The sequence below is a fragment of the Lactiplantibacillus pingfangensis genome, assembly GCF_005404945.1.
Classification (GTDB): Bacteria; Bacillota; Bacilli; order Lactobacillales; family Lactobacillaceae; genus Lactiplantibacillus; species Lactiplantibacillus pingfangensis.
The window spans coordinates 1-12,337 of sequence record NZ_BJDG01000029.1 but is presented as its reverse complement, the minus strand read 5'-3'; the positions used below and the strand labels follow the sequence as shown (position 1 = coordinate 12,337).

The following is a 12,337-nucleotide window of genomic DNA, read 5'->3' as shown; positions in this document are numbered from 1 at the left end:
GAAGGGAATTGTTATGCCGAAAGATCACCTGAACACCATGTTTCGGGGGGCTTTGATACTTTCAATTTCGTCGTTAGTGGCGAAGATTCTAAGTGCAGTCTACCGGATTCCATTTCAAAATATGGTGGGTAATACCGGTTTCTACGTTTATCAGCAGATTTATCCCATTTACGGGATTGGCATGACCTTTGCATTGAATGGGTTTCCAACCTTTATTTCTAAATTAGTTGCGGAGCAGCCGGATGAGACTAGCAAGTCCTTGGTCACCCGACGCGCCTTTCATATTTTAAGCGCGTTATCATTAGTCATCTTTTTAGTGCTCCAGTTTGGTGCGAATTGGATTGCGTTGCGGATGGGCGATATCAAGCTAGCGCCCATTATTGACTCGGTTGCTTGGATGTTTATTTTTATGCCGTGGTTAGCGACCGGACGGGGGTATTACCAAGGCAACTTTTTGATGGGACCGACGGCAGTTTCGCAGTTGATTGAACAAACTGTCCGGGTTGGTGTGATTATTATGGCCGCGTATTTCAGTCTTCATCGTGGTTGGGATGATTACCATATGGGCGCTTGGGCGATGAGTTCGGCCCCCATTGCCGCACTTTGTTCCTCATTAATCTTTGTCAGCTTTGGGTTGCGTCATTTATTGGCCCCGGCGCCAATCGCCACGCATCCACTACCTAGTTATCGCAAGTTAGCCCACCGTTTTATTGTCGAGGGTGGGACGCTCTGTCTCGTGGCTGCAGTTGTGATCTTATTACAACTAGTCGATTCGTTCTCCGTCATGCGCGGCTTAGTTCGACAAGGCTTGCCGATTGAAGCAGCGAAGTCGATCAAGGGGGTCTATGACCGTGGGCAACCACTGGTGCAATTAGGGTTAGTGGTCGCAACCTCATTTTCAGCGACATTATTACCAGCCTTGACAAATGCACTCGCGAAGCGGCAAGTCATCGAGTTTAAACGCCATACGCGTGCGATGGTTCATGTGAGCCTTGCCTTGTCGATGGCAGCCACGGTCGGTTTGGTGGCCTTGATGCCACAAATCAACCGACTGCTATTCGGTTCAATGGAAGGGACAACTGCATTACGGGTCTATGTTTTTAGTATTCTATTTGCCGCTTTGATCACCACGTACACTAGTGTGCTACAAAGTTTAGATCAATACACGGCAATGATTGTCGGAATTATCGCTGGCTTGGCGACCAAGGTGGGCCTCAATTATTTGATGGTTGTCCATTTTGGCATCAACGGGGCTAGTCTGGCCACTGTTGCCAGCTTGGCTGTGATGTTTGCCATCATGTGGATTGGGTCACCCGAGGATTTACAACAGGTCTTGTTAGAAAGTGGCTATTTAGTCAAATTAGTTCTGGTCAGCGGTATCATGGGTATGGCCGTTTTATTAACGAGTCACGAAATTCAATCGTTAGTTGGGCCAATCTTAGCTAACGATCGCTGGATGACTGGCATGATTACGCTGGTCGGTGTGATTGTCGGCGTAGTCGTATTTGTCGCGGGAGCGATCGCGGTTCGATTGTTCACGATTCGAGAGTGGTTAGTGCTCCCCTATGGCAAACGTGTCATGAAGTCAGTTCTCAAAGGAAAGGAACATTAATAATGAGTATGCGTTTAGATAAATTTTTGAAAGTTTCACGGATTATTAAACGGCGAACGGTTGCCAAAGAAATCGCCGATAAAGGCCGAATTCAAATCAATGGTAAAGTTGCCAAGTCTTCAAGCAATGTGAGTGTTGGTGACGAATTGATCATTGGTTTTGGGAACAAAACCTTAACCATTAAAGTTAATCAATTGTTGGAAACAACTAAGAAAAACGATGCTGAACTGATGTATGACATTGTCAGTGAGGATTACAAGACGGATTATCGGCAGCCATTCAGTGATTAAGTTGTCGGTCAATTAGCTTAATCGGTTTATTAGAATGACCGTAAACATTGGTCTAATCGTGATGATGTCGTTTACACCACCGGTTGAAGTTGTTATAATTTAGTCAACACAATTTGAAAGGACTGACACACAACATGACAAATGGGTCACGCAATAACGTCGAACACTTAAATAATGATTATTCGCGACAAATAGCCTCTGATAAGCAAGGCTATTCTGATCGTGCTAGCCAAGTTCGCCGGCGACGCTTTATTTTGATTGTCGCTATTTTTGGGGCGTTAGTATTATTCTTTGGGTATCAGTTGATCAATACGCGTGCAAACCTTAGTCAAGTCAATCATCAAGTTGCAACTAGTCAAGTTAATTTGAAACAGGAACAACGGAAAAATGCCAAGCTCAATAGCCAAATCAAGCAGCTCAATAATGATGACTATCTCCAGAAATTATTGCGGTCGAAGTATGATTATACGAAGAGTGGCGAAACGGTTTATAGTTTACCAAATGACAATGCGGCGGACGTAACTGCTAATTAATCAATCTTTAGTGCAGTTATTTTTAGGTAGACCATTTTCGAGAGGACCCGTGAAAATTTAACTCAACATTTCACAAAGTATGCTATACTAAAACCATTATTTCATAGGAGGAACAACTTTTTTTATGGCAATTGAAGTAGGTACGAAAGTCACTGGTAAAGTATCTGGGATCACTAATTTTGGTGCGTTCGTGAACCTAGGTAACAATCAAACGGGGCTGGTGCACATCAGTGAAGTTTCCGATGGATTTGTTAAAGACATCCATGATGTTTTGAGTGTCGGCGATGAAGTGACCGTCAAAGTGTTAACTGTTGGTAATGACGGCAAAATTGGGCTGTCCATTCGGAAGGCTGTTGATCATCCGCAAGGGGAACATGAACATCATAACAGTCACCAGGGCGGCAATAATAGTCGACCTAGCAATAATCATGGTCACTCTGACCACAACGAACATCAAAGCAATGGTGGCGGCAGTCACCGACCAAATAATTTCCATGGTCGTGGCGGTAACGGCGGTGGCCGTTTCCAATCACGACAACATGAACCTAAGAAGGATGACTTTGATTCATTGATGTCTGGCTTCTTAAAGGATAGTGAAGATCGCTTGGCAACCTTGAAGCGTAACACTGAAGGTAAGCGTGGCGGCCGTGGTGGTCGTCGAAGCTAAGCGTGATGCTACTCGCCATTTAATTTAGTTAAATTCAAGCACCCGTGCGAGACTATTGAGGTCTGTGCGGGTGTTTTTTTTAGTTTAATTGTTGGGTAAGGATAGATAGCCGCTTCCGGCGGCTGCTGATGTCATGCGAGCGTGGGACCGGGAGAAGCCTGAGAACCGGTCTTCTCCCTCGCCCGGAATGGTTGCCAAAACCGCAACTATCCCGGACCGTCCGTCCCGTAAAATTGGCAAAAAACGCCAATCTAACGGGACTTTCACGCTCGATGGCATCAGCAACCGCCTTCAGCTAAATGACTGTTTTTTAACTGTATCGGTTATCAAAATCAACGATTTTTGGGACTGGAATATTTTTCTCGGTATTTTGACTGTAGTTTTGAAAATTAATTTTGTCGAGAAGTTTTGAAGTAAAAAGATTGATGAGTATTAGTTGCGTTTTAAGCTTGTTAAAGTTTGAAAGCGTAAGGCTAACCGTTACACTTACAGCATGAATTGCAAATGGTTTATTAGATTTTGATTCATAGGCGCGTTTCTGATAATCGTGATGTAAGACTACTCTGATAGGTCTTAGCCGAAATAACGCTAAGACAATCATGTGCCAGCAACTTTCATCCTTGATAACATGAATTCGGATAGCCATCTAGCTGGAAGTCGCCGCTGATTGCATCGGGCGTGAAGGTCGTGTTGGGCGGCGATTTTTGACGGCCTTACAGGACGGACTGTCCGGGATAGTTGCGGGTTGTGCGACTATTCCGGGCGAAGGATAAGACGTTTCTCAGGCTTATCCTGGTCCCTCGTCCGCATGTAATCAGCGGCGACTGGAAGCGGAATGTAACTAACAACATTGCTTTTCGTCTTTCAATCTTTCGATATAGAAGTTGCTATTAGGGTGTTTACTATTGAAAGGAGTTGCAATCCATGACATTGCGTCAACAAGTGAATCGGGAATTAGCACGGCAAAAGTTGTTGTCGCCAACACAGACAGTTGTGGTGGCCGTGTCAACTGGAGTGGATTCAATGGTACTGCTAGATTTGTTGTTGCAGCTTCCGGTACAGCAGCGACCACAAATCGTGGTAGCTCATGTCAATCATCATTTGCGTGCACAGTCTGCCGAAGAAGCGGCATTTTTGACCAATTATTGTGCGACCTTGCCCGTGACACTCAAGCTAGCAGACTGGTTGGTTGAGGATCATCCACAAACGGGGGTTGAAGCGGCTGCACGTCAATTTCGCTATGATTTTTTTGCAAAAGTCATGGTGACCACTGGCGCAACAGCTGTCCTGACGGCTCATCATGCTAATGATCAAGCGGAAACTTATTTAATGAAGCTCGCTCGTGGTGGTGATTTGGCACAGTTGCAAGGGATTCAGGCGGCGCGGTCGTTTCGAAATGGTCGGCTCGTGCGACCGTTGCTCTCGTTTTCAAAACAACAGTTGCGCCAGTATGCAGCCGAGCGACAGTTAACTTACTATGAAGATGCAACCAATACAGATGTCACGTTAACCCGTAATCGCTTGCGACAACGCGTAATCCCGGAATTGATGCAAGTCAATCCTGCGCTTTTAACCCACATTGCGGCTTATGAAGACCAATTAACAACACTACTAAAGGCAAAGAAACAAATGATTGCCGTTTTACTGCCAACCGTGCAAGTTCAACGACAATTGGACCCAAAAAAGCTGTTAAAGCTACCGAGTGACTGGCGATTGGCGGTATTTCAGACTTGGCTGCAGCAATACTTACCACAGTTAGTTAGTGAAACCAAGTTAGCACCAACCTATCACTGGGCCATCCAGCCACAGACGACGGCGCGCCTGTCATTGACGACATCGCTTGAGTTGGTGAAAGTTGCCGGGATGCTGACGGTTTTACCTGTTAAAAAAAGGGTCAAAAAGTTAAGGCCCAGTGAAAAAATTATGGTAGACTTAAACCAATGGCAGAAAATTACTGCGACCCAATCAGTGGGCATTTTTGCGACGTCACCAGACCATGCGAGCCAGCCATTTCCATTGTTGGCAAGCGACATGCCGCTAGTCTTACGTCCCTGGCAACCGGGTGATCAGCTTAAGTTAAAAAATGGTGGGCAACAATTCGTTCGCCGTATTTTAATTGATCAGAAGGTGCCACCGGCAGAACGTGCGGCAGCAATGGTGTTAGTCACTGCTCAAGGAACGGTGTTGTGGTTAGTGGGTCATAAGTTCAGTTACCGTGATCCAAACAGTGCTAGGGCACAAACAGTATTTTTAGCCTTAAAACATACGGAGTTGAAAGGAGTACATCTGAAACGATGAATAACGACATTGAACGAGTACTTTATAGTCGCGAGGATATCCATCAGGTTGCGCAGAAGTTGGGTAAGGAATTAACGGCGGAATATGCTGGCAAAAATCCATTAATTATTTGTGTACTCAAGGGTGCCGTCTTATTTACCACGGATATTATCCGGGAAATGGATGTTTATGCGGACTTAGATTTTATTAATCTATCCAGCTATGGTAATGAAACCATTTCAAGTGGTGATGTCCAATTAACGAAGGATTTAGATGACGACGTTGAAGGCCGTGATGTCTTGGTCATTGAAGATATCATTGATACTGGCCGGACGTTGAAGTTTATGGTGGATTTATTGAAGCGGCGGAATGTGAAGTCAGTTAAAGTCTGTACCTTACTAGATAAGCCAGCTGGTCGACTAGTTGATATTAAGGCCGATTATATCGGATTCGAAGTGCCAAATGAATTTGTGGTCGGGTACGGTTTGGATTATGCAGAACGCTATCGGAACCTACCTTACGTTGGAATTTTGAAGCCAGCAATTTACGAGCATAAATAATTGGTCAATGATAGTCAAATGTGCTATTATTTAGACTATCGAAGAATAGTACCGTGCTTTTAATAGGTTATAAAAGTTTCGATGAAGGAGGCACATATGAACAACAACAACAATCGACGCAATGGACTCTTTCGTAATAGCTTATTTTATATTTTGATTTTTCTAAGCTTAATGGGGATTATTTACTTCTTCTTTGGAAATAATTCCGGCTCACAAACCCAAAATATCCGCTATAGCGAATTTGTCACGCAATTAGACAAGAATAACGTCAAAAACGTTAGCATCCAGCCTAGTGGCGGCGTCTACAAGGTGACTGGTCAATACCGGAAAGCGCAAAAGGTTTCCTCAACAAATGCGTTAGGAATTAGTAGTTCGTCTAGCAAGACGACTTCATTCTCAACGACAATGTTGGAAAACAACTCAACGGTGGATCAAGTTTCCAAGTTAGCTGCTAAGAAAGACGTTAAATTAACAGCGAAAGCTGAAGAATCTAGCGGAATCTGGGTCACGCTATTGATGTATATCGCACCATTGATCTTGTTTGTGTTCCTATTCTATATGATGATGGGACAATCTGGTCAAGGTGGCGGGAACAACCGGGTGATGAACTTTGGTAAAACGAAGGCCAAACCAGCCGATAGTAAGCAAAACAAAGTTCGTTTCTCAGATGTTGCCGGTGAAGAAGAAGAAAAACAAGAATTGGTCGAAGTTGTCGAATTCTTGAAAGATCCGCGTAAGTTTGTTTCCTTAGGCGCGCGGATCCCATCGGGTGTCTTGCTCGAGGGGCCTCCGGGTACTGGTAAAACGTTATTGGCTAAGGCGGTCGCTGGTGAAGCGGGCGTGCCATTCTTCTCAATCTCTGGTTCAGACTTCGTTGAAATGTTCGTCGGGGTCGGGGCTAGCCGAGTACGTGACTTGTTTGAACAAGCCAAGAAGAATGCCCCATCAATCATCTTTATTGATGAAATTGATGCGGTTGGTCGACAACGTGGTAACGGCATGGGTGGCGGTCATGATGAACGTGAACAAACCTTAAACCAATTATTGGTTGAAATGGATGGGTTTACGGGTAACGAAGGCGTTATCGTCATGGCAGCGACTAACCGTTCCGATGTTTTGGATCCTGCCTTATTACGTCCAGGTCGTTTTGACCGGAAGATCTTAGTTGGTCGTCCAGACGTTAAGGGTCGGGAAGCCATTTTGAAAGTCCATGCTAAGAATAAACCTTTGGCATCAGATGTTGATTTGAAAGAAATTGCTAAGCAAACACCTGGGTTTGTTGGGGCCGATTTGGAAAACTTATTGAACGAAGCAGCGTTACTTGCCGCCCGTCGTAATAAGAAACAAGTCGATGCTTCAGACTTAGATGAAGCCGAAGACCGGGTTATCGCCGGGCCAGCCAAACATGATCGGGTGGTCAGCAAGCAAGAACGGGAAACCGTGGCTTACCATGAAGCTGGACATACGATTGTTGGGTTGGTCTTGAACGATGCACGGGTTGTGCATAAGGTAACGATTGTCCCACGGGGCCGTGCTGGCGGATACGCGATCATGTTGCCACGTGAAGATCAGATGTTGATGTCAAAACGTGATGCCAAGGAACAGATGGCTGGTTTGATGGGTGGCCGTGCAGCCGAAGAAGTGATCTTTGATGCACAATCATCTGGCGCTTCTAATGACTTTGAACAGGCAACTCAAATTGCCCGTGCAATGGTGACGCAATATGGGATGAGTGAAAAACTCGGTCCAGTTGAATTAGAAAATGCCAACCAGCAAGCTGCTTACCAACAAGGTATGGGCGCTAGTGCCTTTTCACAGCACACTGCCCAATTGATTGATGATGAAGTTCGTCGTTTGGCTGAGGAAGCTCACCAAACTGCGACCGATATTATCCAATCGCACCGTGAACAACATAAGTTGATTGCGGAAGCCTTGCTGAAGTATGAAACGTTGGATGAAAAGCAAATTCTCAGCTTGTTTAACACTGGGAAGATGCCTGAGAAGACTGGCAGCGAATTTCCGAGTGAAAAAGCGGCTTCCTTCGAAGAATCTAAACGTGAATTGGAACGCCGTGAAGCTGAAAAGCAAGCGGACGCCCAAGCTAACAATGCGGATGCAACAAGCGAAACCACTTTCCCAAGTGAGTCAGCCGCTGGTTCTGAAGCAACTTCAATCGCAACGAGCGAAGCTGATTCAGCGACAAGTGCGATGAGCGAAGTTAGTGAAGCCGACAGTGCGGCATCATCTGCTGATGATTCTGGCAGTCAAGCTTAATAAAAAATCGCTGAAAGAGCTGAGACTTTGTCTCGGCTCTTTTTATGCGTTATGATTAATCGAAAGTTAAAAAGAGATAGGAGCTTATTGATGGCAGATTATTTAGTTAAGAGTGTGGCGGGTCACGAAATGTTTCGTGCCTACGCAGTGAATGCGACCAATACCGTGGCGGAAGCCCAACGTCGGCATGATACTTGGAGTGCCGCTTCGGCAGCGTTAGGCCGTAGCTTAGTTGGCACGTTATTGTTGTCTTCGTCTGTGCTGAAAGGCGATGACCAGTTAACCGTTAAAATTAATGGTGACGGACCAGTCGGCGGGATCGTCGTTGATGGTAACGCCAAAGGTACTGTTAAAGGTTATTTACAAAATCCGCATGTCCACTTACCGTTGAATGATAAACATAAGATTGATGTCAAAGCAGCGGTTGGGTCTAATGGCTATTTGGCGGTTACTAAGTTACAAGGCGTCGGTGAGCCGTTTACCGGACAAGTCCCGTTGGTTTCGGGCGAACTTGGTGAAGATTTCACCTATTACTTGGCACAGTCTGAACAGATTCCATCGGCTGTTGGGTTATCGGTTTTCGTCAACGAAGATAACACTATTGGTGTAGCAGGTGGTTTCTTAGTTCAAGTGTTACCGAATGCCACGGATGAAGCGATTAGTTCGTTAGAAAGTAAATTAAAAGACTTACCATTAGTTTCGCAACTCTTGCGGGATGGTAAGACGCCAGAAGATATTTTGAACTTGCTGTTTGATGGTGATGTCAAAGTTCTCGACAAGATGCCCGTTAAGTTTGCCTGTGATTGTTCTAAAGAACGTTTTGCCGAATCACTGATGGCCTTGCCCAAACATGAAGTCCAAGCAATGATTGATGAGGATCAAGGTGCGGAAGCAGTTTGTCATTTTTGCGGTGAGAAGTATCAATTTTCAGTGGCCGAGTTACAAGCGGTCTTGAGTCGTTCGCATGGTGATGCCTAGCCAGTTGGCTGCCCCTTGGAAAATCGGGGATGTGACAATTCCTGATCGCGTCGTGGTAGCGCCGATGGCTGGTGTGACGGATGCAGCCTTCCGGATTATTTGCAAAAACTTTGGTGCCGGCTTGGTCGTCTGTGAGATGATTTCTGACAAGGGTATCATGTATCATAATCAGAAGACACTGGATATGCTGTTCGTTGACCCAAAAGAACATCCGATGAGTATTCAAATCTATGGTGGCGCTAAAGAAACATTAGTTCAAGCAGCTAAGTTTGTTGATCAGCAGACGAGTGCCGATATTATTGATATCAATATGGGCTGTCCGGTTAATAAGGTCACGAAGACCGATGCTGGGGCAAAATGGTTACTGGACCCTGACAAAGTATATGAAATGGTTGCGGCTGTTACCGCGGCGGTTCATAAACCGGTAACGGTTAAAATGCGGACTGGTTGGGATGATGAACATGTGTATGCGGTTGAAAACGCCTTAGCTGCCGAACGTGGTGGTGCGGCTGCAATTGCGATGCATGGGCGAACCCGTCAACAGTTATACCGGGGTAAAGCGGACTGGGAAATCTTGAAGCAAGTCGCCGCTGCCATTAAGATTCCGTTAATCGGTAATGGAGATGTCCGGACACCGGCAGACGCCCAGCAGATGCTGACTGAAGTTGGTGCAACTGCAGTCATGATGGGACGTGCAGTACAAGGAAATCCTTGGATCTTGACGCAAACGACGCATTATCTCGCGACCGGCGAGTTATTACCGCTGCCAGCGCCAATGACCAAGTTGACGATTGCGACCGAGCACTTGCAACGGTTAGTCGGGTTAAAAGGCGAGCACCAAGGTTGTCAAGATTTCCGTGAGCAGGTTTCGTACTATTTAAAAGGCATTCCACGGTCAACACGAACCAAAGTAGCGTTGATGTCAGCAACTTCAGTAGGTGAAATGACAGACTTGCTCGACGACTATGCCGATCAATTGGCGACTTATTTAGCAAGTCGACCGGTAAAGTGAAGAATTCACTTGCTTTTTTACGTCCTGATTGTCAAAATTAACATGTAGTAGTTGTTTAGCGATATTTCATTAATGAAATAGGCTAACTGGAAATGGAGGAACACTAGTGGCACGACAAGAACAGACGATGAACGATCAACTTAAGGTTCGTCGTGAAAAAATGGATGAATTACGTGAAGAGGGCATTGATCCCTTTGGTCATCGCTTCGAGCGCACCGATTTAGCAGAAGATTTAGTGGCTAAGTATGGTGACATTGACAAAGATGAGTTAGATGCTAAAAAGGTCACTGCCACGATTGCTGGTCGGATGTTGGCTAAGCGTGGTAAAGGTAAGGTTGGCTTTGCTGACCTTTGGGATCGTTCTGGCAAGATGCAGTTATACGTTCGTAAAGATGTTGTGGGCGAAGACGTCTACCATATTTTCAAACGTTCTGACATTGGTGACTTTCTCGGAATCACTGGGGAGGTCTTCAAGACTGATTCTGGTGAATTAACCATTAAAGCAACGGATGTCACTTTCTTATCAAAGGCACTTCGACCATTACCAGACAAGTTTCATGGGCTACAAAATGTCGAACAAATCTATCGTCAACGGTACTTGGATCTAATTTCTAACCGTGATAGTTTTGACCGTTTCTTGAAGCGGACGAAGATTATTTCAGCTATTCGACATCATTTGGATAGTGATGATTTTATTGAAGTTGAAACGCCAATGTTGCATAACCAAGCAGGTGGCGCGTCAGCTCGACCATTTATTACCCATCACAATGCGTTGAACATTGACCTCTACTTGCGGATTGCTTTGGAATTACATTTGAAGCGTCTCATTGTAGGTGGCATGGAAAAGGTTTATGAAATTGGCCGTGTCTTCCGTAATGAAGGGATGGACCGTGAACATAACCCTGAATTTACGATGCTTGAAAGCTACGTGGCTTATTTCGACTTTCATGATGTTATGGATGAAACCGAAGGCATCTTTAAAGCTGCCGCTAAAGCAGTCACTGATGACGGTGTGATTACTTATCATGGTCAAACAGTTGATTTGAACAAGCCGTTTAAGCGGGTTCACATGGTGGATGCGATTAAGGCGCAAACTGGTATCGACTTCTGGCAACCAATGTCATTGGAAGATGCGCAAAAGTTGGCGGATGAACATCATGTTAAATATGAATCCTATTGGAAGGTTGGGCATATTATCAACGCCTTCTTTGAAGAATTTGTTGAAGATACATTAAATGAACCAACTTTCATTTACGGTCATCCAGTTGAAATTTCACCATTAGCTAAGAAGAACGAAGCAGATCCACGTTTCACGGATCGTTTTGAATTGTTCATCTTAGGCAATGAATATGCCAATGCCTTTAGTGAATTAAATGATCCAATTGACCAACGTCAACGGTTTGAAGCCCAAGCTGCTGAACGGACTGCTGGTAATGATGAAGCAGAACATATTGATGAAGACTTCGTGGAAGCTTTGGAATATGGGATGCCACCTACTGGGGGTCTTGGAATCGGGATTGATCGCTTAGTCATGTTAATGACCGACGCTGATTCAATTCGCGATGTCTTACTATTCCCAACAATGCGTCCAGAAGAAGATAAATAAATTTAATTTGAGCTGGTTTGAAATTAGTCTGACTAATTTCAAACCAGTTTTTTTGGCACTTGTGCAGTGTTTGTGAGTGCTTTTGATTGATTTTTAGCACTGTAATCAATCTTTTTTGAAAAAAGTGAATAAATTTTAAAACGAACATTGTTTCGTTGCATGGACCTAATCATTGTTTGATAGAAAGACAAATCCGATTGTTAGCTAGATTAAATTAACCTAAATTAGCTGATTTCCGTACATTAATAAAATGGTACGATCAACATGGCAATATTGACCGGTTCTTTTTGATATTTAGGGCTTGCAATCTGTCAGGATAATTGGTAAATTAGTATACGTTGTTGAGGCGCACAAAGCGGTTAGCCGCAAGCCTTCAACCGAAAATCATTTATAAAAAGTTGTTGACAAGTTGTTATCAACTTGGTATGATGATTAAGTTGCGTTGAGGTAATCAACCAACGAATTAGACCTTTGAAAACTGAACAAAGTTTCGACAAATCAAATGTGTAGGGTCTAGCAATCCTTGTG

Annotated in this window: 11 protein-coding genes; all 11 read left to right on the top strand. The window is 44.6% G+C overall.

Going from position 1 to position 12,337, the window contains the following annotated elements; all coding sequences use genetic code 11:
• The first annotated feature begins 13 nt into the window (after nucleotides 1-13).
• The 11 genes from FFM74_RS11950 to lysS all read left to right on the top strand — a co-directional run bounded on the left by FFM74_RS11950 (nucleotide 14) and on the right by lysS (nucleotide 11,809).
• Nucleotides 14-1,612, top strand: coding sequence for a polysaccharide biosynthesis protein (locus FFM74_RS11950; protein ID WP_137626861.1), 1,599 nt, complete (start codon nucleotides 14-16; stop codon nucleotides 1,610-1,612).
• A gap of 8 nt (nucleotides 1,613-1,620) precedes the next feature.
• Nucleotides 1,621-1,902: an RNA-binding S4 domain-containing protein gene (locus tag FFM74_RS11945; protein ID WP_171000737.1), complete on the top strand. Its 282-nt coding sequence runs from the start codon at nucleotides 1,621-1,623 to the stop codon at nucleotides 1,900-1,902.
• 134 nt (nucleotides 1,903-2,036) lie between these two features.
• Nucleotides 2,037-2,435 (top strand): FtsB family cell division protein, encoded by a 399-nt coding sequence (locus tag FFM74_RS11940; protein ID WP_137626859.1) that lies wholly within the window; start codon nucleotides 2,037-2,039, stop codon nucleotides 2,433-2,435.
• Nucleotides 2,436-2,559: 124 nt separating this feature from the next.
• Nucleotides 2,560-3,102: a S1 domain-containing RNA-binding protein gene (locus FFM74_RS11935; protein ID WP_137626858.1), complete on the top strand. Its 543-nt coding sequence runs from the start codon at nucleotides 2,560-2,562 to the stop codon at nucleotides 3,100-3,102.
• A 133-nt stretch (nucleotides 3,103-3,235) separates the two neighbouring features.
• On the top strand, nucleotides 3,236-3,514 hold the full coding sequence (locus FFM74_RS11930; RefSeq protein ID WP_137626857.1) for a hypothetical protein: 279 nt from the start codon (nucleotides 3,236-3,238) through the stop codon (nucleotides 3,512-3,514).
• A gap of 512 nt (nucleotides 3,515-4,026) precedes the next feature.
• Nucleotides 4,027-5,400, top strand: coding sequence for a tRNA lysidine(34) synthetase TilS (gene tilS, locus FFM74_RS11925; RefSeq protein ID WP_137626856.1), 1,374 nt, complete (start codon nucleotides 4,027-4,029; stop codon nucleotides 5,398-5,400).
• A complete protein-coding gene (hpt, locus tag FFM74_RS11920) occupies nucleotides 5,397-5,939 on the top strand; it encodes a hypoxanthine phosphoribosyltransferase (RefSeq protein WP_137626855.1) in 543 nt (180 codons plus the stop codon). The genes tilS and hpt overlap by 4 nt, the downstream gene beginning before the upstream one ends.
• Nucleotides 5,940-6,035: 96 nt before the next feature.
• Nucleotides 6,036-8,213: an ATP-dependent zinc metalloprotease FtsH gene (ftsH, locus tag FFM74_RS11915; RefSeq protein WP_137626854.1), complete on the top strand. Its 2,178-nt coding sequence runs from the start codon at nucleotides 6,036-6,038 to the stop codon at nucleotides 8,211-8,213.
• Between the two features lie 90 nt (nucleotides 8,214-8,303).
• The gene (gene hslO / locus FFM74_RS11910) at nucleotides 8,304-9,191 is read left to right on the top strand and encodes an Hsp33 family molecular chaperone HslO (protein ID WP_137626853.1); all 888 of its coding nucleotides are present in this window, start codon (nucleotides 8,304-8,306) and stop codon (nucleotides 9,189-9,191) included.
• Nucleotides 9,184-10,203 carry a tRNA dihydrouridine synthase DusB gene (gene dusB / locus FFM74_RS11905; protein ID WP_171000736.1) on the top strand — a complete coding sequence of 340 codons (1,020 nt, stop codon included), beginning with the start codon at nucleotides 9,184-9,186 and terminating at the stop codon, nucleotides 10,201-10,203. Before hslO ends, dusB begins: the two co-directional genes overlap by 8 nt.
• 106 nt (nucleotides 10,204-10,309) lie before the next feature.
• Entirely contained in the window at nucleotides 10,310-11,809 is a 1,500-nt protein-coding gene (gene lysS / locus FFM74_RS11900; protein WP_137626852.1) for a lysine--tRNA ligase, read from the top strand.
• The last annotated feature ends 528 nt before the right edge of the window (nucleotides 11,810-12,337 follow it).

Bases quoted from the DNA above. Each gene is read 5' to 3' on its own strand.
- FFM74_RS11930 (WP_137626857.1), top strand. From the start codon at position 3,236: ATGCGAGCGTGGGACCGGGAGAAGCCTGAGAACCGGTCTTCTCCCTCG.
- hslO (WP_137626853.1), top strand. From the start codon at position 8,304: ATGGCAGATTATTTAGTTAAGAGTGTGGCGGGTCACGAAATGTTTCGT.
- FFM74_RS11940 (WP_137626859.1), top strand. From the start codon at position 2,037: ATGACAAATGGGTCACGCAATAACGTCGAACACTTAAATAATGATTAT.
- tilS (WP_137626856.1), top strand. From the start codon at position 4,027: ATGACATTGCGTCAACAAGTGAATCGGGAATTAGCACGGCAAAAGTTG.
- dusB (WP_171000736.1), top strand. From the start codon at position 9,184: ATGCCTAGCCAGTTGGCTGCCCCTTGGAAAATCGGGGATGTGACAATT.
- FFM74_RS11950 (WP_137626861.1), top strand. From the start codon at position 14: ATGCCGAAAGATCACCTGAACACCATGTTTCGGGGGGCTTTGATACTT.
- FFM74_RS11945 (WP_171000737.1), top strand. From the start codon at position 1,621: ATGCGTTTAGATAAATTTTTGAAAGTTTCACGGATTATTAAACGGCGA.
- FFM74_RS11935 (WP_137626858.1), top strand. From the start codon at position 2,560: ATGGCAATTGAAGTAGGTACGAAAGTCACTGGTAAAGTATCTGGGATC.
- ftsH (WP_137626854.1), top strand. From the start codon at position 6,036: ATGAACAACAACAACAATCGACGCAATGGACTCTTTCGTAATAGCTTA.
- hpt (WP_137626855.1), top strand. From the start codon at position 5,397: ATGAATAACGACATTGAACGAGTACTTTATAGTCGCGAGGATATCCAT.